This window comes from Pseudomonas sp. R4-39-08 (genome assembly GCF_003852275.1).
In the GTDB taxonomy this organism is placed as follows: domain Bacteria; phylum Pseudomonadota; class Gammaproteobacteria; order Pseudomonadales; family Pseudomonadaceae; genus Aquipseudomonas.
This window is the reverse complement of the sequence record NZ_CP027733.1, coordinates 1,383,887-1,403,418: the sequence shown is the minus strand read 5'-3', so window position 1 is coordinate 1,403,418 and position 19,532 is coordinate 1,383,887. Positions and strand designations below refer to the sequence as shown.

The 19,532-nt window shown below is 61.0% G+C and carries 17 protein-coding genes; 1 reads left to right on the top strand and 16 read right to left on the bottom strand.

The window, feature by feature from the left end:
• Nucleotides 1-152 precede the first annotated feature (152 nt).
• The 6 genes from C4J88_RS06225 to C4J88_RS06200 are packed head-to-tail and all read right to left on the bottom strand — an operon-like array spanning nt 153 to nt 5,116.
• Nucleotides 153-788, bottom strand: coding sequence for a protein-L-isoaspartate(D-aspartate) O-methyltransferase (locus tag C4J88_RS06225; protein WP_170827533.1), 636 nt, complete (start codon nt 786-788; stop codon nt 153-155).
• Nucleotides 789-829: 41 nt separating this feature from the next.
• The gene (gene surE / locus C4J88_RS06220) at nt 830-1,579 is read right to left on the bottom strand and encodes a 5'/3'-nucleotidase SurE (RefSeq protein ID WP_124369892.1); all 750 of its coding nucleotides are present in this window, start codon (nt 1,577-1,579) and stop codon (nt 830-832) included.
• Nucleotides 1,567-2,625, bottom strand: coding sequence for a tRNA pseudouridine(13) synthase TruD (gene truD / locus C4J88_RS06215; protein ID WP_124406469.1), 1,059 nt, complete (start codon nt 2,623-2,625; stop codon nt 1,567-1,569). Before truD ends, surE begins: the two co-directional genes overlap by 13 nt.
• Nucleotides 2,622-3,095 (bottom strand): 2-C-methyl-D-erythritol 2,4-cyclodiphosphate synthase, encoded by a 474-nt coding sequence (gene ispF / locus C4J88_RS06210; RefSeq protein ID WP_012722614.1) that lies wholly within the window; start codon nt 3,093-3,095, stop codon nt 2,622-2,624. The genes truD and ispF overlap by 4 nt, the downstream gene beginning before the upstream one ends.
• 54 nt (nt 3,096-3,149) lie before the next feature.
• Nucleotides 3,150-3,995, bottom strand: coding sequence for an S-formylglutathione hydrolase (fghA, locus tag C4J88_RS06205; RefSeq protein ID WP_124406468.1), 846 nt, complete (start codon nt 3,993-3,995; stop codon nt 3,150-3,152).
• An 8-nt stretch (nt 3,996-4,003) separates the two neighbouring features.
• Complete coding sequence (locus C4J88_RS06200) at nt 4,004-5,116, bottom strand: S-(hydroxymethyl)glutathione dehydrogenase/class III alcohol dehydrogenase (protein WP_065880066.1); 1,113 nt, start codon at nt 5,114-5,116, stop codon at nt 4,004-4,006.
• Between the two features lie 108 nt (nt 5,117-5,224).
• On the opposite strand from C4J88_RS06200, the gene C4J88_RS06195 reads away from it, so the two are divergent.
• Nucleotides 5,225-6,127, top strand: coding sequence for a LysR substrate-binding domain-containing protein (locus C4J88_RS06195; protein WP_124406467.1), 903 nt, complete (start codon nt 5,225-5,227; stop codon nt 6,125-6,127).
• A 104-nt stretch (nt 6,128-6,231) separates the two neighbouring features.
• On the opposite strand, the gene ispD is transcribed toward C4J88_RS06195, so the two are convergent.
• From ispD to lpxB, 10 genes are all read right to left on the bottom strand, one after another.
• A complete protein-coding gene (gene ispD, locus C4J88_RS06190; RefSeq protein WP_124406466.1) occupies nt 6,232-6,942 on the bottom strand; it encodes a 2-C-methyl-D-erythritol 4-phosphate cytidylyltransferase in 711 nt (236 codons plus the stop codon).
• Nucleotides 6,939-7,217: a cell division protein FtsB gene (ftsB, locus tag C4J88_RS06185; protein ID WP_057723188.1), complete on the bottom strand. Its 279-nt coding sequence runs from the start codon at nt 7,215-7,217 to the stop codon at nt 6,939-6,941. Before ftsB ends, ispD begins: the two co-directional genes overlap by 4 nt.
• 171 nt (nt 7,218-7,388) lie before the next feature.
• Complete coding sequence (gene eno, locus C4J88_RS06180; RefSeq protein WP_124366123.1) at nt 7,389-8,678, bottom strand: phosphopyruvate hydratase; 1,290 nt, start codon at nt 8,676-8,678, stop codon at nt 7,389-7,391.
• Between the two features lie 156 nt (nt 8,679-8,834).
• Entirely contained in the window at nt 8,835-9,680 is an 846-nt protein-coding gene (kdsA, locus tag C4J88_RS06175; protein ID WP_124366122.1) for a 3-deoxy-8-phosphooctulonate synthase, read from the bottom strand.
• Nucleotides 9,681-9,685: 5 nt separating this feature from the next.
• Complete coding sequence (locus C4J88_RS06170; protein ID WP_124361620.1) at nt 9,686-11,317, bottom strand: CTP synthase; 1,632 nt, start codon at nt 11,315-11,317, stop codon at nt 9,686-9,688.
• Nucleotides 11,318-11,590: 273 nt separating this feature from the next.
• Nucleotides 11,591-12,901, bottom strand: coding sequence for a tRNA lysidine(34) synthetase TilS (tilS, locus tag C4J88_RS06165; RefSeq protein WP_124406465.1), 1,311 nt, complete (start codon nt 12,899-12,901; stop codon nt 11,591-11,593).
• A 162-nt stretch (nt 12,902-13,063) separates the two neighbouring features.
• Entirely contained in the window at nt 13,064-14,011 is a 948-nt protein-coding gene (locus tag C4J88_RS06160) for an acetyl-CoA carboxylase carboxyltransferase subunit alpha (RefSeq protein ID WP_016976871.1), read from the bottom strand.
• A gap of 152 nt (nt 14,012-14,163) precedes the next feature.
• Nucleotides 14,164-17,685, bottom strand: a complete 3,522-nt coding sequence (dnaE, locus tag C4J88_RS06155; protein ID WP_124403311.1) for a DNA polymerase III subunit alpha — start codon at nt 17,683-17,685, stop codon at nt 14,164-14,166.
• 77 nt (nt 17,686-17,762) lie between these two features.
• Entirely contained in the window at nt 17,763-18,395 is a 633-nt protein-coding gene (rnhB, locus tag C4J88_RS06150; protein ID WP_124366119.1) for a ribonuclease HII, read from the bottom strand.
• Nucleotides 18,392-19,531 (bottom strand): lipid-A-disaccharide synthase, encoded by a 1,140-nt coding sequence (lpxB, locus tag C4J88_RS06145; RefSeq protein WP_124366118.1) that lies wholly within the window; start codon nt 19,529-19,531, stop codon nt 18,392-18,394. Before lpxB ends, rnhB begins: the two co-directional genes overlap by 4 nt.
• Between the last annotated feature and the right edge of the window lies 1 nt (nt 19,532).

Genomic DNA, 19,532 nt, shown 5'->3' with positions numbered 1-19,532 from the left:
CGCAAGTATAACTGGGCATTGGCTTTTTACCGGCACACGAGTGAAACGAAAACTTCATCATGTTTAACTCCGGCGCCTTCCCTCGTTGAATCTATAGACCCCGCTGTAAGACACATCTGCGCCTGTGGAATTCACTGCCTGGAAATAAATGATCAGGCCAGCGGGCCGTTGAGCAGCGGCACGAAGCGCACAGCCCCGAGCACATGCCGGGAAAAGCCATCGTCCTCGCGAATAATGAGCATCAATTGTTGCACTTCGCCGGAGCCCACCGGGATGACCAGCCGGCCGCCGGGCGCCAGTTGATCGAGCAGCGCTTGCGGCACATCGGTGGCCACCGCAGTGACAATGATTCCGTTATAGGGCGCCAATGCCGGCCAGCCTTCCCAGCCATCGCCCCAACGAAACACTACGTTACGCAGGTTCAGCTCCACCAGGCGCTCTTTGGCGCGGTCCTGCAGCACCTTGATGCGCTCGACCGAGAACACCCGTTCGACCAACTGAGACAACACGGCGGTCTGATAGCCGGAGCCGGTGCCGATTTCCAGCACCTTGTCCAACGGCCCGGCGGCCAGCAACAGCTCGCTCATGCGGGCGACCATATAGGGCTGGGAGATGGTCTGGTTGTGGCCGATCGGCAACGCCGTGTCTTCGTAGGCGCGGTGCGCCAGGGCTTCGTCGACAAACAGGTGCCGAGGCGTGCGCCGGATCACTTCCAGCACCTGCGCATTGGACAAGCCTTCTTCGTACAGACGCTGGATCAAACGCTCGCGCGTGCGCTGGGAAGTCATCCCGATGCCACGGCGCAGCAAGTCGTCTTGTTCACGAGCCATCAGCGCAGTCCCTCCAGCCAGCCATCAAGTCCACTGAAGGCATCACTGAAGGTGCGATCGAATTGCAACGGGGTAATCGATACATAGCCTTGCATCACCGCATGAAAGTCCGTGCCCTCACCACCATCCTCGGCATCGCCGGCCGCAGCGATCCAATAGCCTTCCTTGCCACGCGGGTCGACCACCTTCAAGGGCGCCGCCGCACGGGCACGGTGCCCCAGCCGCGTCAGCTGGATACCGCGAATATGGTCGAGCGGCAGGTTGGGGATATTGACGTTGAGCACGGTGCGCGGCGGCAGGTCCAGGGACGCGTGCGCTTGCACCAACTTGCGCGCGTAGTACGCCGCCGTCGCCAGGTTATCCAGTTGCCGTGAGGCGAAGGAAAAGGCGAACCCGATACCGCCGAGAAAGCGCCCTTCAAGGGCGGCCGCCACGGTGCCGGAATACAGCACGTCATCGCCCAGGTTCGCGCCCAGGTTGATGCCCGACACCACCAGGTCCGGCGCGTGCTCCAACAAGCTGTTGATCGCCAGGTGCACGCAGTCGGTGGGGGTGCCGTTCACGCTGATAAAGCCATTGGCCAGCACCTTGGGGTGCAACGGACGGTCGAGCGTCAGCGAACTGCTGGCGCCGCTCTTGTCCTGGTCGGGGGCCACCACCACGCATTCGGCGTAATCCGCCAGCGCAGCATGAAGCGCGGCGAGGCCGGGTGCGGTGGCACCGTCATCGTTTGATATCAGAATACGCATGGGTTGTCCGTCGGCCCCACCGGCACTAGATCAACGAGTTCGCGCACCAATACAGTGGCGAAGCATCCAGCCGGCAGGACGAATTCCAATTGCAGAATGTCAGGCCCGGGATAATGCCACGTCAACCCGCCAATGGGCAGCCGCAGAATGCGACGTTCTTGGCTCATTCCCGCATTCACCAGCCAATCACGCAGGTCAGCTTCTGCGGCGGCGACAGATTGTTCCAATTCATAGGTACAACCTTTCGCCGGAGACTCGCCCTCCCCCCACTGCGGGCCGGTGGGATGCAGGTCGAGGATCGCCAGGCGCGGGTCGCTGCATTCAGCCTCACCGGCCGGGAAAAAGCTGCGGCTGTCGGTGAAGGCCAGCAAGTCGCCGACTTGGGCGCGCTGCCAGGAGCCGTCGGCGACACGCGCCGCCAACACTTTGTTGAACAGCAAGCTACGGGCGGTGGACAGCAACCGCGAACGCGCATTGCGCTGTTCCGGCAAGGCCTTGCGAGCCGCCCAGTCACGGGCATCGACGACATTGCCGCCATTATGGCCAAAGCGCTGAGCACCGAAATAGTTGGGTATACCGTGCCGGGCAATCTGTTGCAGACGCGCGTCGATGGCGGCGGTATCACCGTTCAACTGGGTCAGGCGCAAGGTAAAGCCGTTGGCCGCATGGGCGCCGCGCTGCAGCTTGCGTTTGTGCCGCGCAGTTTTCAGGATCCTGAGGGTGTCGTTCTCGGCGGCACGCATGTCCGGGTCGGCCTTGCCGGGCAACTGCACGCTGAACCACTGGCGGGTCAATGCCTGGCGATCCTTGAGCCCGGCATAGCTGACGGTGCGCAAGGGCACGCCAGCCGCCTTGGCGATACGCCGCGCCGCTTCCTCGGTATTCAGGCCGCGCTTCTCCACCCACAACCACAGGTGCTCGCCTTCGCCAGTCAGCGGGATATCGAGCACTTCGTCCACCTGGAAATCTTCGGCCGTGGCCTTCAGGACCGCGCTGCCCAACGCTTCGCCATAGGCACGCGGGCCCAGCAACTCAAGTTCGTTCATGCGCGCAGCAACAAGGCGACGGAGTGCACGGCGATGCCCTCTTCACGACCGGTAAACCCGAGCTTTTCGGTGGTGGTGGCTTTCACGTTGACTTGGTCCAATTCTATTTGCAGGTCGGCGGCAATCAGGGCGCGCATCGATTCGATATGCGGGGCCATTTTCGGCGCCTGGGCCACGATGGTGTTATCGACGTTGCCGACCTTCCAGCCTTTGGCGTGGATCAAGCCGACGACATGGCGCAGCAACACACGGCTGTCGGCGCCCTTGAAGGTTGGATCGGTGTCCGGAAAGTGCTTGCCGATATCACCCAACGCCGCTGCGCCGAGCAACGCATCGCTCAAGGCGTGCAACACAACGTCGCCGTCAGAATGAGCCAGCAGCCCATGGTGGTGCGCGATACGCACGCCGCCCAAAGTGATGAAATCGCCTTCAGCGAAACGGTGCACATCGTAGCCGTGGCCAATACGCATAAAAAAACGCCCCGATTTAATTCAGGGCGTGATTCTACCTACTTTTGCCTCACATTAACCGAGCAAAGCACGACCATGATGGCGCAAATGGTCATCGATGAAGCTGGCGATAAAGAAGTAGCTGTGGTCGTAGCCAGGTTGCAGCCGCAGTTCCAGCGGATGACCGGCCGCCTTGGCGGCTTGCTGCAAGGCCTCGGGCTTGAGCTGCACGGTGAGGAAATCGTCGCGATCGCCCTGGTCCACCAACAGCGGCAACTGTTCCGACGCTTCGCTTATCAGCACGCAGGCATCCCATTCGCGCCACTTCGAGCGCTCTTCTCCCAGGTAACGGGAGAAGGCTTTCTGGCCCCAGGGGCAGTCCATCGGATTGTTGATCGGCGAAAACGCCGACACGCTCTGGTAACGCCCAGGGTTGCGCAGCGCGCAGACCAACGCACCGTGGCCGCCCATCGAGTGGCCGCTGATGCCCCGCTTGTCTGACGCCGGGAAATGCGCCTCCACCAACTCCGGCAATTCCTGCACCACATAGTCATGCATCCGATAATGCCTGGCCCAGGGTTCCTGGGTGGCGTTCAGATAGAACCCGGCGCCCAGGCCAAAGTCCCAGGCGCTATCCGGGTCATCCGGCACACCGGGGCCGCGCGGGCTGGTATCCGGCGCCACGATGATCAAGCCCAGCTCGGCGGCCATGCGATGGGCACCGGCCTTTTGCATGAAGTTCTCGTCGGTGCAGGTCAGCCCGGACAGCCAATACAACACCGGTAGCTTGCCGCCCTGCTCCGCCTGCGGCGGCAGGTAGACGGCGAAGGTCATGTCGCAATCAAGCACAGCGGAGTGATGCTTATAGCGTTTATGCCAGCCGCCGAAGCTTTTCTGGCAGGACAGGTTTTCCAGACTCATGGCCGACCTCAGAAATGGATGACGGTACGAATGCTTTTGCCTTCATGCATCAGGTCAAACGCTTTGTTGATGTCTTCCAGGCCCATGGTGTGGGTGATGAAGGTATCCAGCGGGATCTCGCCGGTCTGGGCCATTTCCACGTAGCTTGGCAATTCGGTACGCCCGCGTACGCCGCCGAAGGCCGACCCGCGCCAGACGCGACCGGTCACCAGTTGGAACGGACGGGTGGCGATTTCCTGGCCGGCACCGGCCACGCCAATGATCACCGACTCGCCCCAGCCTTTATGGCAGCACTCCAGGGCCGCACGCATCAGTTGGACATTGCCGATGCACTCGAAGGAAAAGTCCACGCCGCCATCAGTCAAATCGACAATCACGTCCTGGATCGGGCGGTCATAGTCTTTCGGGTTGATGCAGTCGGTAGCGCCCAGTTGCTTGGCGATTTCGAACTTGGCCGGGTTGATGTCGATGGCAATGATGCGGCCGGCCTTGGCTTTCACTGCGCCAATCACCGCCGACAGACCGATACCGCCCAGACCGAAGATGGCCACGGTGTCACCCGGCTTGACCTTGGCGGTGTTGATCACCGCGCCGATACCGGTGGTAACGCCACAGCCCAGCAGGCAGACCTTTTCCAGCGGCGCTTCTTTAGGAATCTTGGCGACGGAGATTTCCGGCAGCACGGTGTACTCGGAGAAGGTCGAGGTACCCATGTAGTGGAAAATCGGCTGGCCCTTGTAGGAGAAACGCGTAGTGCCGTCAGGCATCAAGCCCTTGCCCTGGGTGGAACGGATGGCCTGGCACAGGTTGGTCTTGCCGGACAGGCAGAATTTGCATTGACCGCATTCCGGGGTGTACAGCGGGATCACATGGTCGCCGACGGCCACCGAGGTTACGCCTTCGCCAATGGCCTCGACCACGGCACCGCCTTCATGGCCAAGGATCGACGGGAAGATCCCTTCCGGGTCTGCGCCTGAAAGCGTGTAGGCATCGGTATGGCATACGCCGGACGCGACCACGCGCAACAGCACTTCGCCCGCCTTGGGCATGGCGACATCGACTTCCACAATCTCAAGGGGTTTCTTGGCTTCGAAGGCTACGGCGGCGCGGGACTTGATCATCCGGGGTTCTCCATGGAGTAAAAGTTGATTGGACCAGTGTAAAACATGGCTGATTGATTAATAATCCAGGCAAAAGCAAAACATTATTGCTGTATGGGGACAATGTTCATGCTGGAGAATCGTTGGGAAGGCATCGATGAGTTTGTCGCCGTGGCCGAGTGCAGCCAATTCACGGCTGCGGCCGAGCGCCTGGGGGTATCGTCGTCCCATATCAGCCGCCAGGTGGCGCGCCTGGAAGAACGCCTGCAAACCCGCCTGTTGTATCGCAGTACACGCAAGGTGACGCTGACCGAAGCGGGCCAGACGTTCCTGCAACATTGCCAGCGCTTGCAGGACGGTCGCGAAGAGGCCCTGCGCGCCGTGGGCGACCTGACCAGCGAACCCAAAGGCATGTTGCGCATGACCTGCGCCGTGGCCTATGGCGAACGCTTTATCGTGCCGCTGGTGACAGCGTTCATGGCGCTCTATCCACAGTTGCGCGTCGATATCGAGCTGAGCAACCGCCCGCTGGACCTGGTGCACGAGGGGCTCGACCTGGCGATTCGCCTCGGGCGCCTGCAAGACTCGCGCATGGTTGCCAGCCGCCTGGCAGCGCGACGCATGTATTTGGGTGCGTCACCTTCCTACCTGGCCCGGTATGGTCGACCACACAGTTTGTCGGAATTGAGTCGGCACAACTGCCTGATCGGCAGTTCGGATATCTGGCAACTGGCCCAGGACGGCCGCGAATTTTCCCAGCGGGTGCAGGGCAACTGGCGCTGCAACAGTGGGCAGGCGGTGCTGGACGCTGCGCTGCAAGGCATGGGGCTGTGCCAGTTGCCGGACTATTACGTGCTGGAGCACTTGCACAGTGGCGCACTGGTCTCGCTGCTGGAGGCGCATCAGCCGCCGAATACGGCGGTGTGGGCGTTGTATCCGCAGCAGCGGCATTTATCGCCGAAGGTCAGGAAGTTGGTGGATTTCTTGAAGGAGGGGTTGGCTGGGAGGCCGGAGTATGGCCAGACGTTGTAGGAGCGAGGCGGGCGGCTAGCCCTTGCTCGCGAAAAACCTGAGAGCGCCGCGTCTAGCCAGGAAACCCGCGTTATCGTTGGCGATTTTCGCGAGCAAGCTCGCTCCTACAGAGAGCGGTTAGCCCAGCGCAACCGCAGCCACTCAAGATCTTCCGGCCGCGTCACCTTGATGTTGTCCGAACGCCCTTCGATCAGGCGTGGTGCCTGGCCGGACCATTCCATGGCCGAGGCTTCATCGGTGATCACCGCATCGGCCACCAGGCTGTCCGCCAAGGCGCGGTGCAAGGCGCCCAGGCGGAACATCTGGGGCGTAAAGGCCTGCCAGATCAGGCTACGATCAACGGTCTCGACGACACGGCCGTGTTTGTCGACGCGCTTGAGGGTGTCACGGGCCGGCACGGCCAGCAGGCCACCCACGGGATCGTCAGCCAGTTCACCCAATAGCTTGTCGAGATCATCACGGCTCAGATTGGGCCGCGCTGCATCGTGCACCAGCACCCAATCTTCATCACGGGCGCCCAGAGCATTGAGCTGCAGCAGCGCATTGAGCACGGAACCTGAGCGCTCCGATCCGCCATCCGCACGCTGAATACGCGGGTCGGCGGCACACGCCAGGGTGGGCCAGTAGGGGTCATCAGCCGCAAGACTGACCACCAGCCCTTGCAACGCAGGGTGGTCAAGGAAACAGCCAAGGCTGTGTTCGAGAATGGTGCGCCCGCCCAGTTGCAGATACTGCTTGGGACGGTCGGCGGCCATACGGGCACCAACACCCGCGGCCGGAATCACGGCCCAGAAGGCCGGTAACTCGGTGTTCATTGGGCCAACTGGTAGAGGGTTTCGCCCTCCTTGACCATGCCCAGTTCATGACGCGCCCGCTCTTCGACGGTCTCCGTGCCTTTTTTCAGCTCAAGCACTTCGGCATCAAGCACGCGGTTGCGCTCCAGCAGACGTTCGTTTTCGGCGTGCTGGTCGGCAATTTGCTGGGTCAGCTCTTCCACCTGCGCAAAGCTGCCGTTACCGACCCATAGGCGGTACTGCAGGCCAGCCAGCAACAAGAGCAAGACGAGGAACAACCAATTGGGACTGCGCATCGAAATCCGGGTATCCAGTGAAAAAAGACAGTCATGCAAACCTTTTGCAGCAACTGATAGCACGAAGCCTGGATAAACCAGGCTTGTGCTTGTCAGTCAGCAGATTAGCGCCGAAATGCCCACTGTCGTGAGATTTCCGACGCAATCGGCCGACTTTTTACCATTTACTGCTCAGCCGCGAAACTCGCTGCGACCGTTGTACTTGGCTTTACCCGCCAATTGCTCTTCGATGCGCAGCAATTGGTTGTACTTGGACACGCGGTCGGAACGGCACAGGGAACCGGTCTTGATCTGGCCCGCCGAGGTACCCACGGCCAGGTCGGCAATGGTCGAATCCTCGGTTTCGCCGGAGCGGTGCGAGATCACGGCGGTGTAGCCCGCAGCCTTGGCCATCTGGATGGCTTCCAGGGTTTCGGTCAGGGTGCCGATCTGGTTGAACTTGATCAGGATCGAGTTGGCGATCTTCTTGTCGATGCCTTCTTTCAGGATCTTGGTGTTGGTCACGAACAGGTCGTCGCCCACCAACTGGATTTTTTCACCGATCTTGTCGGTGAGAATTTTCCAGCCGTCCCAGTCGGACTCATCCAGGCCGTCTTCGATCGAAATGATCGGGTAGCGCTGGGTCAGGCCCTTCAGGTATTCGGCAAAGCCTTCGGAGTTGAACACCTGGCCTTCGCCGGACAGGTTGTACTTGCCGTCCTCAAAGAATTCGCTGGCAGCGCAGTCCAGGGCCAGGGTCACGTCGGTGCCCAGTGTGTAGCCGGCGTTGGCCACAGCTTCGGAGATCACTTTCAGTGCATCTTCGTTGGACGCCAGGTTCGGCGCAAAACCACCTTCGTCACCCACTGCAGTGCTCAGGCCACGGGCCTTCAGCACAGCCTTGAGGTGATGGAAAATCTCGGTGCCCATGCGCAGGCCTTCGGAGAAGGTCTTGGCGCCAACCGGCTGCACCATGAATTCCTGGATGTCGACGTTGTTATCGGCGTGCTCGCCACCGTTGATGATGTTCATCATCGGCACCGGCATCGAGTACACGCCCGGCGTACCGTTCAGGTTGGCGATGTGCGCGTACAGCGGCAGGTCCTGGTCCTGGGCGGCGGCCTTGGCGGCGGCCAGGGACACGGCGAGGATCGCGTTGGCGCCCAGGCTGCCTTTGTTTTCGGTGCCGTCGAGCTTGATCATCGCGTGGTCCAGGGCTTTCTGGTCCAGCGGGTCCTTGCCCAGCAACAGGTCACGGATCGGGCCGTTGATGTTGGCTACCGCCTTGAGTACACCCTTGCCCAGGTAACGGCTCTTGTCGCCATCACGCAGTTCCAGCGCTTCGCGCGAACCTGTGGAAGCACCGGACGGCGCGCAGGCGCTGCCGATGATGCCGTTATCGAGAAGCACGTCGGCTTCGACGGTGGGGTTGCCACGGGAGTCGAGAACTTCACGACCTTTGATGTCGACGATTTTTGCCATTGTTGTAAACACTCCAAAGTTGACGAAAACGACGCAGCTGAAGGAAATCTTTTGACCGACCGCAAGGGTGGAACAACAGGGCAGGCTTGCAGACGACAAGGCTCAGGCCTGGGGCCTGAGCATAAAGCGTGGGAAATTCTACCGGAGAAACGCCGCTTACGCGGTCTCTACCGTCGGAAAACTCTTGACCAGTTCGTCCAACTGCTTGAGCTGGGCCAGGAACGGCTCCAGCTTGTCCAGGCGCAGGGCACAGGGGCCGTCGCACTTGGCGTTGTCCGGGTCCGGGTGGGCTTCCAGGAACAGGCCGGCCAGGGACTGGCTGATGCCCGCCTTGGCCAGGTCCAGCACCTGGGCACGGCGACCGCCGGCGGAATCGGCGCGACCACCGGGCATTTGCAGCGCGTGGGTCACGTCGAAGAACACCGGGTATTCGAACTGTTTCATGATGCCGAAACCGAGCATGTCCACCACGAGGTTGTTATAGCCGAAGCTCGAACCACGCTCGCACAGGATCAACTGGTCGTTACCCGCTTCCACGCATTTGCTCAGGATATGTTTCATTTCCTGGGGCGCGAGGAACTGGGCTTTCTTGATATTGATCACCGCGCCAGTCTTGGCCATGGCGACCACCAGGTCGGTCTGGCGCGACAGGAAGGCCGGCAACTGGATGATGTCGCACACCTCGGCGACCACGGCAGCCTGCTCGGGCTCGTGGACGTCAGTGATGATCGGCACGCCGAAGGCTTGCTTGATGTCCTGGAAGATCCGCATGCCTTCTTCAAGGCCCGGGCCGCGATAGGAGGTCACGGACGAACGGTTGGCCTTGTCGAAGCTGGCCTTGAATACATAGGGGATACCCAACTTCTGGGTAACCCGCACGTACTCTTCACAGACCTGCATCGCCATGTCGCGGCTTTCCAGTACGTTCATGCCGCCGAACAGCACCATGGGCTTGTCGTTGGCAATTTCGATGTCGCCTACGCGAATGATCTTCTGGGCCATCAGGGTTATGCCTTCTTCTGATGTTGCGTCAGTGCCGCTTTGACGAAACCGCTGAACAGCGGGTGACCGTCGCGCGGCGTCGAGGTGAACTCAGGGTGGAACTGACAGGCCACGAACCACGGATGATCCGGTGCCTCGACCACTTCAACCAGCTTGCCGTCGCCGGAGCGGCCGGAAATCTTCAGGCCCGCTTCCTTGATCTGCGGCAGCAGGTTGTTGTTCACTTCGTAGCGGTGACGGTGACGCTCGACGATCACGTCCTTGCCGTAGCAGTCGTGTACCAGCGAACCGGCTTCCAGCAGGCAGTCCTGTGCGCCCAGGCGCATGGTGCCGCCCAGGTCGGAAGCTTCGGTACGGGTCTCTACGGCACCGGTGGCGTCTTCCCACTCGGTGATCAGGCCGACGACCGGATGGCCGCTGGTGTGATCGAACTCGGTGGAGTTGGCGTCTTTCCAGCCCAGCACGTTACGGGCGAACTCGATGACGGCCACTTGCATGCCCAGGCAGATACCCAGGTACGGCACCTTGTTCTCGCGAGCGTATTGCACGGCGGTGATCTTGCCTTCCACGCCACGCAGGCCGAAACCGCCAGGAACGAGGATCGCGTCCACGCCTTCAAGCAGCGCGGTGCCCTGGTTCTCGATGTCTTCGGAATCGATGTAGCGCAGGTTGACCTTGGTACGGTTGCTGATGCCGGCGTGACTCATCGCTTCGATCAGGGACTTGTACGCGTCGAGCAGCTCCATGTACTTGCCGACCATGGCGATGGTGACTTCATGCTCAGGGTTGAGCTTGGCGTCGACCACGGCTTCCCATTCGGACAGGTCCGCGCCGTTGCACTGCAGGCCGAAACGCTCGACCACAAAATCATCCAGGCCCTGGGAATGCAGGATGCCCGGGATCTTGTAGATGGTGTCGGCGTCTTCCAGGGCAATCACCGCACGTTCTTCAACGTTGGTGAACTGCGCGATCTTGCGACGCGAGGAAATATCGATCGGGTGATCGGAGCGGCAGACCAGCACGTCCGGCTGCAGGCCGATGGAACGCAGTTCCTTGACCGAGTGCTGGGTTGGCTTGGTTTTGGTTTCGCCGGCGGTGGCGATGTACGGCACCAGGGTGAGGTGCATCAGCATCGCGCGCTTGGCGCCGACTTCGAAACGCAACTGGCGAATGGCTTCGAGGAACGGTTGGGATTCAATGTCACCCACGGTGCCACCGATCTCGACCATCGCCACGTCGGCATCGCCTGCGCCTTTGATGATGCGGCGCTTGATTTCGTCGGTGATGTGCGGGATCACCTGAATGGTTGCACCCAGGTAGTCACCACGGCGCTCCTTGCGCAGCACGTGCTCGTAGACACGGCCGGTGGTGAAGTTGTTGTTCTGGGTCATGGTCGTGCGGATAAACCGCTCGTAGTGGCCCAGGTCCAGGTCGGTCTCGGCGCCGTCATGGGTGACGAACACTTCACCGTGCTGGAACGGGCTCATGGTGCCCGGGTCGACGTTGATGTAGGGGTCCAGCTTGAGCATGGTGACTTTAAGCCCCCGCGCCTCCAGGATGGCCGCCAATGAAGCGGAGGCAATGCCTTTCCCCAATGAAGAAACAACACCGCCCGTGACGAATATGTAGCGCGTCATGAAAAACCCTAGAAGTCTGCGTTAAAGCGGTACGAGCCGCCGGGGAAAGCGAAGAGAGGCCGAAGCCCCCGATCACCTGCATTAATCACAGTGCACCTTTCAAAAAAACCGCCGCGTTGTGACAGACCAGCAATGGAACACCGGTACGTTGATCGCTACACATTTTTTGAAATCGCCCAGCAAAGACTGCTTGGTAATCGGCAACTGCTGCGATTCAGGCGAATCCACAGAAGTTGTATCAAGAAGGGAGCGTAGTCTACCGGAAAGGCTCTATCAGCTCAAACCTTGATCGCAGGTCTGTGGCAACCAATGCAATTGCCAGTCGTTCGGCGTGCCGGTCCATAGCCCCGCAAGGGTTGGGACAGCCAGCAATCGCTCGCCCCGATACAGCAGCGGCAATCTGCCACGGACAAACCCGGGCATGCCGCACTCATTGAGCAGGCGTTTGAGGTCGCGCCGGCCACGGCCTGGCACTTCGATGACTTCACCGCCCTGGCGGTAGCGGATTTCCAGCGGACCTTCAGGCGCCTCGCCAATCAGTTTCAACTGACCATTGCCGGGTAACTCCAATGGTTTTTGCGGATCGGACCAGCTCACCGATGCGTCGGAAAATTCCGACCATGTAGAGGGCAGCCACCAGATGCGCTCGCCGCTGCGGTGCAATTCGCCGTCAGCCAGACGCCATAGGGGCTGCGCATCATTCTTGGCATCGCGCATGGAATGCCAGCCGGCCCAGTGGTCGCTGTCGGGCAGGCGGGTGAGTGAAGCCAGCCAATGGCGCAGTGCATTGCGCTGGCGTGCATCGGAAAGCTCGCGCAAGGGCGCAAGGGCCAGGGAGCGCAAAGGCAACCAGGGAAACAGCGAGGGGTGATCGGCGCGCTGCAGGTCCATGGCGGCCAGCTCATCGAGCAAGCCTTGGGCTTGCTCCAGATGTTCAGCCGTGCGGGCCAGGCTTGACACCACTTGAGGCCAGCGCTGCGCCAGCACCGGGAAGACGCGGTGCCGCAGATAATTACGGGAGAAACGTGGGTCAGCGTTCGAAGGGTCTTCGATCCACTGTAAATGATGGGCCTGGGCGTAGGCTTCCAGCTCGACACGCGTGACGTCCAGCAGCGGGCGCACCAGATGACCTTGCGCCAAAGCGCGATGCGCGGGCATTGCCGCAAGCCCACGCACCCCGGCTCCGCGCAGCAGGCGGAACAACAGGGTTTCAGCCTGATCGTCGCGATGCTGGCCGGTGAGCAGCACCTCCCCTGCCCCGGTCACCTCGGCAAAGGCCAGATAACGCGCGTCACGGGCCGCGCGCTCAAGGCTGGCGCCGGGCTGTACCTGCACGCGCACCACCCGCAAGGGCACGTTTAAGCCTTCACACACTCGCTGACAATGGCCGGGCCAGGCGTCAGCGGCAGTTTGCAGGCCATGGTGAACATGCACAGCACGCAGAGGAGGAATGTTTGCCAGAGAAGCCAGCAGATGCAACAGGACGGTGGAATCGAGGCCACCCGAAAAAGCGACATGCCAGGCCGGGGCGTTGCGCCAGGGGGCCAGGGTTTTCAGGAGTGTGGCGGATAAAAGTGGCTTCATCAGATAGTACCGCCGCAACCCTGGAATACGTTGGCCAAGCATACACAAAGCAAATGTGGGAGGGGGCTTGCCCCCGATTGCTGAGTGTCAGTCACCGAATCTCGTGACGGGTCCACCGCTATCGGGGTGTAGAACCCTCCCACATGGAGTTACCGCGTCGGCTTAGAGACCGTAGCTCATCAGACGCTCGTAACGACGGGCCAGCAGCGCTTCGTTATCCAGCTTCTTGAGCATCGCCAGTTGCGAGCCCAGTTCGGCACGGATAGTCGCGGCAGCCGCAGCCGGATCACGATGCGCGCCGCCCAGTGGCTCGGCGATGACTTTATCAACGATCCCCAGGCCCTTGAGGCGATCAGCGGTGATGCCCATGGCCTCAGCAGCGTCCGGCGCCTTTTCGGCGGTTTTCCACAGAATCGAGGCGCAACCTTCCGGCGAAATCACCGCGTAGGTCGAATATTGCAACATGTTCAGTTGATCGCAGACGCCAATGGCCAGTGCTCCGCCGGAACCACCCTCACCGATCACGGTGGCGATGATTGGCGTCTTGAGGCGCGCCATGACGCGCAGGTTCCAGGCAATCGCTTCGCTCTGGTTGCGCTCTTCGGCATCGATACCTGGGTAGGCACCCGGGGTGTCGATGAAGGTCAGGATCGGCATCTTGAAGCGTTCGGCCATTTCCATCAGGCGGCAAGCCTTGCGGTAGCCTTCCGGACGCGGCATGCCGAAGTTGCGACGCACTTTTTCGCGCACTTCACGGCCTTTCTGATGGCCGATCACCATCACTGGCTGGTCGTCCAGTCGAGCGATACCGCCCACGATGGCCGCGTCGTCGGAGAAATGGCGGTCGCCATGCAGCTCGTCGAACTCGGTGAAGATGTGCTGAATGTAGTCCAGGGTGTACGGACGGCGCGGGTGGCGAGCCAGGCGCGCGATCTGCCAGCTGGTCAGCTTGCCGAAAATGTCTTCGGTGAGCGTACTGCTCTTGTCTTGCAGGCGGGCGATCTCATCGCCGATATTCAGCGAATTGTCATTGCCGACCAGGCGCAGCTCTTCGATCTTGGCTTGCAGGTCAGCGATCGGCTGTTCGAAATCAAGAAAATTCGGGTTCATAAGCGTCCGTCTTGGGTCGACGGCCAAGGGGTGCCTGGCCAGCCGGTTGTCTATTCGCGCCCTACCTTAAGGGAGAGGCGCGTTTAGGTCGAGATTAAATGTTTGGCCGAGATCAGGCGAATACTCTTCAGGGAAAAGCAAGCGCCTGGCCATCAGCGGTATTGGAGAAAGACGTTGTCACGGCCGAACTGGTCACGCAATGCTTGAATCAAGCCGTCAGCGGGATCGATTCGCCAGGTCTCGCCAAACTGCAACATGGCCTTGGCGTCGTTGCCGGTGTACTCCATGGTCACCGGGCACGCACCACGGTGACGCTTGAGCAGGTCACCCAACCAGCGTAGCTGATCGCCCTTGAGCGCCTCGGTCTTGACCTTCAGGCGCAGGCTTTCGGCCAGGTTGGTACGCGCATCTTCCATGCTCATCACGCGCTTGATTCGCAGGCGCAGGCCGCCGGAGAAGTCGTCGTTGCTGACCTCCCCTTCCACCACCACCATGGCGTCGGTCTGCAGCAGCGACTGGGCGGAGTGGAACGCGTCGGCAAACAGTGACGCTTCGATCCGGCCCGAGCGGTCGTCGAGGGTGATGAAACCCATCTTGTCGCCCTTCTTATTCTTCATCACCCGCAGGGCGATGATCATACCGGCAACCGTCTGGGTATCCCGGGCCGGCTTCAGGTCGATGATGCGCTGACGGGCGAACCGGCGAATCTCGCCTTCGTACTCGTCAATCGGGTGACCCGTGAGGTAGAGGCCCAAGGTGTCTTTCTCACCCTTGAGACGCTCCTTGAGGGTCAGCTCCTTGGCCTTGCGGTGGTTGGCATACACATCCGCATCTTCTTCGACGAACAACCCGCCAAACAGGTCGGCGTGGCCACTGTCATGGGTACGGGCAGTCTGTTCGGCGGCCTTGATCGCTTCTTCCATGGCGGTGAGCAGCACCGCGCGGTTGCGGTCGATATTGGCCTGGTAAGCCTTCGGCTCATCATGGAAATACGGGCCGAGACGGTCCAGCGCACCGCTACGGATCAGGCCATCGAGGGTGCGTTTGTTGATACGCTTGAGGTCAACCCGCGCGCAGAAGTCGAACAGATCCTTGAAAGGCCCGTCCTGACGCGCCTCGGTAATGGCTTCCACCGGCCCCTCACCCACGCCTTTGATCGCGCCGAGGCCATAAATGATGCGGCCCTCGTCGTTTACCGTGAACTTGAACTCCGAGGCGTTCACGTCCGGCGCGTCGAGGCGCAGCTTCATGGTGCGCACTTCCTCGATCAAGGTCACGACCTTGTCGGTGTTGTGCATATCCGCCGAGAGTACCGCGGCCATGAACGGCGCCGGATAGTGGGCTTTCAACCAGGCGGTCTGGTACGACACCAGGCCGTACGCAGCGGAGTGGGATTTGTTGAAGCCGTAACCGGCGAATTTCTCTACCAGGTCGAAGATGTTACCGGCCAGGTCCGCGTCAATATTGTTGGTGGCGCAGCCCTCGATGAAACCGCCGCGTTGCTTGGCCATTTCTTCGGGTTTCTTTTTACCCATGGCGCGACGCAGCATGTCCGCACCGCCGAGGGTGTAACCCGCCATCACCTGGGCGATCTGCATCACCTGTTCCTGATACAGGATGATGCCGTAGGTTGGCGCCAGTACCGGCTTGAGGCCTTCGTACTGATAGTCGGAGTGCGGGTACGCCAGTTCGGCGCGGCCGTGCTTACGGTTGATAAAGTCATCAACCATGCCCGATTGCAGCGGCCCCGGACGGAACAGGGCCACCAATGCGATCAAGTCTTCCAGGCAGTCGGGCTTGAGCTTTTTGATCAGCTCCTTCATGCCGCGCGACTCAAGCTGGAACACCGCAGTGGTTTCGGCTTTTTGCAGCAGGCTGTAGGTCGGTTTGTCGTCCAGCGGGATAAAGGCGATATCCAGCGGTGCCTCGCCGACCTTGGCGCGGTCGCGGTTGATGGTCTTGAGCGCCCAGTCGATGATCGTCAGGGTGCGCAGGCCGAGGAAGTCGAACTTCACCAGGCCGGCCGCCTCCACGTCATCCTTGTCGAACTGGGTCACCAGGCCGCCGCCCTCTTCATCGCAGTAGATCGGCGAGAAGTCGGTCAGCTTGGTGGGCGCGATCACCACGCCACCGGCGTGTTTACCGACGTTACGCACCACACCTTCGAGCTTGCGCGCCATGTCCCAGATTTCGGCGGCTTCTTCATCGACCTTGATAAAGTCGCGCAGAATCTCTTCCTGTTCGTAGGCTTTTTCCAGGGTCATGCCCACTTCGAACGGGATCATCTTCGACAGGCGGTCGGCCAGGCCGTAGGATTTGCCCTGCACCCGTGCCACGTCGCGGATAACCGCCTTGGCCGCCATGGAACCGAAGGTGATGATCTGGCTGACCGCATTGCGACCGTATTTCTCGGCCACGTACTCGATCACGCGGTCGCGACCGTCCATGCAGAAGTCGACGTCGAAGTCGGGCATGGAAACCCGTTCCGGGTTGAGGAAACGTTCGAACAGCAGGTCATATTCCAACGGGTCGAGGTCGGTGATCTTCTGCACGTAGGCCACCAGCGAGCCAGCACCTGACCCCCGGCCCGGACCGACCGGTACGCCGTTGCTCTTGGCCCACTGGATAAAGTCCATCACGATCAGGAAGTAACCGGGGAACCCCATCTGGATGATGATATCCAGCTCGAAATTCAGCCGGTCGACGTAGACCTGGCGCTTGGCTTCGTAGTCTTCGGTGGTGTCCCTGGGCAGCAGCACGCTGAGCCGCTCTTCCAGGCCGTCGAACGAGACCTTGCGGAAGTATTCGTCAATGGTCATGCCATCGGGAATCGGGAAGTTGGGCAGGAAGTGCTTGCCCAGCTTCACTTCGATATTGCAGCGCTTGGCAATCTCGACGGAGTTTTCCAAGGCCTCGGGCAAGTCGCTGAACAGCTCGGCCATTTCCTCGGCGCTTTTGAGGTACTGCTCTTCGCTGTAGTTCTTGGAGCGACGCGGGTCATCCAGGGCCCGGCCCTCGCCGATGCACACGCGGGTCTCGTGGGCCTCGAAATCTTCCTTCTTGATAAAACGCACATCGTTGGTTGCCACCAGCGGCGCGCCCAGCTTGTCGGCCAGGGCCACGGCGGCGTGCAGGTGCTCTTCATCGTTGGGGCGATTGGTGCGCTGCACTTCCAGGTAGAAGCGGTCAGGGAACACCTGCATCCACTCGCGGGCGAGCACTTCGGCTTCCTGCGGGTTGCCGCCGAGCAGCGCGATACCGATCTCGCCCTCTTTGGCGGCCGAGAGCATGATCAAGCCTTCGCTGGCTTGTGCGACCCACTCGCGCTCGATGATGATCGAGCCGTTGCGCTGACCATCGATGAAGCCACGGGAAATCAGTTCGGTCAGGTTGCGATAACCCACGCCGTTCATCGCCAGCAGGCTGATGCGGCTCAGGGGGTTATCCGGATCCTTGTTGGACAGCCACAGGTCGGCGCCGCAGATCGGCTTGATACCTGCGCCCATGGCGTTTTTGTAGAATTTGACCAGGGAACACATGTTGTTCTGGTCGGTAACCGCTACCGCTGGCATGTTCATGCCCACCAGGGTCTTGACCAGCGGTTTGATCCGTACGAGGCCGTCGACCAGGGAGTATTCAGTGTGCAGGCGTAGATGAACGAATGAAGCCGGCATAGTGATCCTGTGCAGTAACGTGGAAACAACAAGGCCCGGGATTGTACCGGGCCTTGAGCAAAACATCAGCCTTGCGACTACACCTCGCTGAGGCTCTCGCGCAGCTCGTAAGCCTGGCGCACCGGGGCGAACGAGCGGCGATGGATCGGCGTAGGGCCGAGTCGCGCCAAGGCTTCCAGATGAACGGGCGTCGGGTAGCCCTTGTGGCCGCCCATGCCGTAGCCGGGGTAAATCAAGTCGAACGCCGCCATTTCGCGGTCGCGGCTGACCTTGGCCAAAATCGACGCCGCCGCAATGGCCGGCACCTTGCTGTCACCCTGGACCACGGCTTCAGCGCGCATCGCCAGCTGGGGGCAACGATTGCCGTCGATCATCGCCAGCCTGGGCGTGATATGCAGCCCTTCAACCGCACGCTGCATGGCAAGCATGGTGGCGTGCAGGATGTTCAGTTCATCGATTTCTTCCACTTCCGCTCGAGCGATATGCCAACTCAGGGCTTTTTCGCAGATCTCGTCATAGAGCTTTTCACGGCGGGCTTCGGTGAGCTTTTTCGAGTCATTGAGGCCAAGGATCGGACGGTTCGGGTCGAGAATCACCGCCGCCGTTACGACCGCACCGCACAGCGGGCCGCGCCCGACTTCGTCGACACCGGCGACCAGTTCGTGGGCCTGTGCAACCAGGCTGAAATCCAGGCCCATCTGCGTACTCATAAGGCTTCCTGTCTATGGCCGATCAAGTTCAACACAGCGTCAGCCGCCTGGTTCGAGGCATCACGCCGCAGGGTGCGGTGAATCGCATCGAAACCACGGGTCTGCTCTTCGCCGCCGTCAATCAAGGGTAGCAGCGTTTGTGCAAGTGCCTGGGGCGTAGCATCGTCCTGCAACAACTCCGGCACCAACAACCGTTGGGCCAGCAGATTGGGCAAGGAAATATACGGGCTCTTGACCATCCGCTTGAGAATCCAGAAGGTCAGCGGCGCCAGGCGATAGGCCACAACCATGGGGCGCTTGTACAACAAGGCTTCCAGGGTGGCGGTGCCTGAGGCGATCAGTACGGCATCGCAGGCGGCCAGGGCCAGGTGCGACTGACCGTCGAGCAGGGTCAACGGCAGGTTGCGCCCTTCAAGCAGTGTTTCGATTTGTGCGCGACGCTGCGGGCTGGCGCACGGCAGTACAAAACGAATCCCCGGCTTGAGCGCTTGCAGACGTTCAGCGGCATCAAAAAACAGGCCGCCCAGGCGTCCAACTTCACCGCCCCGGCTACCCGGCATCAGTGCGACCAGCGGGCCATCGGGCAACCCCAGTTCGGTACGCGCTGCGGCACGGTCGGCCTGCAAAGGAATGGCATCGGCCAGGGTATGCCCGACAAACCGCACCGGCACGCCCTTCTCTTCGTAGAACCGCGCTTCGAACGGCAGCAGGGTCAGCATCAAGTCGCAGCCTTCACGAATCTTCAGCACGCGCTTTTGCCGCCACGCCCACACGGACGGGCTGACATAGTGAACCGTCTTGATCCCGGCCTGGCGCAACTTGAGTTCAATGTTGAGAGTGAAGTCCGGGGCATCGATACCGATAAAGACGTCGGGCTTTTCTTCGATCAACGTCTTGATCAGTAGCTTGCGACGCGCGAGCAACTCACGCAGGCGCCCCAGTACTTCTACCAAACCCATGACCGACAGGCGCTCCATCGGAAAGTAGGAGGTGAGGCCTTCGGCCTGCATCAGCGGGCCACCGACGCCAATAAATTCGATGGTCGGGTGCTGGACCTTGAGGGCCCGCATCAGGCCGGCACCGAGAATATCGCCGGAAGCTTCGCCGGCGACCAGTGCGATACGCAACTTGGCCATG

Excerpts from the sequence above, each read along its gene's own strand:
- ispF (WP_012722614.1), bottom strand. The coding sequence starts at position 3,095 with ATGCGTATTGGCCACGGCTACGATGTGCACCGTTTCGCTGAAGGCGAT.
- eno (WP_124366123.1), bottom strand. The coding sequence starts at position 8,678 with ATGGCAAAAATCGTCGACATCAAAGGTCGTGAAGTTCTCGACTCCCGT.
- ispD (WP_124406466.1), bottom strand. The coding sequence starts at position 6,942 with ATGAACACCGAGTTACCGGCCTTCTGGGCCGTGATTCCGGCCGCGGGT.
- surE (WP_124369892.1), bottom strand. The coding sequence starts at position 1,579 with ATGCGTATTCTGATATCAAACGATGACGGTGCCACCGCACCCGGCCTC.
- ftsB (WP_057723188.1), bottom strand. The coding sequence starts at position 7,217 with ATGCGCAGTCCCAATTGGTTGTTCCTCGTCTTGCTCTTGTTGCTGGCT.
- C4J88_RS06195 (WP_124406467.1), top strand. The coding sequence starts at position 5,225 with ATGCTGGAGAATCGTTGGGAAGGCATCGATGAGTTTGTCGCCGTGGCC.
- kdsA (WP_124366122.1), bottom strand. The coding sequence starts at position 9,680 with ATGGCCCAGAAGATCATTCGCGTAGGCGACATCGAAATTGCCAACGAC.
- truD (WP_124406469.1), bottom strand. The coding sequence starts at position 2,625 with ATGAACGAACTTGAGTTGCTGGGCCCGCGTGCCTATGGCGAAGCGTTG.
- rnhB (WP_124366119.1), bottom strand. The coding sequence starts at position 18,395 with ATGAGTACGCAGATGGGCCTGGATTTCAGCCTGGTTGCACAGGCCCAC.
- C4J88_RS06200 (WP_065880066.1), bottom strand. The coding sequence starts at position 5,116 with ATGATCAAGTCCCGCGCCGCCGTAGCCTTCGAAGCCAAGAAACCCCTT.
- C4J88_RS06225 (WP_170827533.1), bottom strand. The coding sequence starts at position 788 with ATGACTTCCCAGCGCACGCGCGAGCGTTTGATCCAGCGTCTGTACGAA.
- tilS (WP_124406465.1), bottom strand. The coding sequence starts at position 12,901 with ATGAAGCCACTTTTATCCGCCACACTCCTGAAAACCCTGGCCCCCTGG.
- C4J88_RS06160 (WP_016976871.1), bottom strand. The coding sequence starts at position 14,011 with ATGAACCCGAATTTTCTTGATTTCGAACAGCCGATCGCTGACCTGCAA.
- C4J88_RS06170 (WP_124361620.1), bottom strand. The coding sequence starts at position 11,317 with ATGACGCGCTACATATTCGTCACGGGCGGTGTTGTTTCTTCATTGGGG.
- lpxB (WP_124366118.1), bottom strand. The coding sequence starts at position 19,531 with ATGGCCAAGTTGCGTATCGCACTGGTCGCCGGCGAAGCTTCCGGCGAT.
- dnaE (WP_124403311.1), bottom strand. The coding sequence starts at position 17,685 with ATGCCGGCTTCATTCGTTCATCTACGCCTGCACACTGAATACTCCCTG.
- fghA (WP_124406468.1), bottom strand. The coding sequence starts at position 3,995 with ATGAGTCTGGAAAACCTGTCCTGCCAGAAAAGCTTCGGCGGCTGGCAT.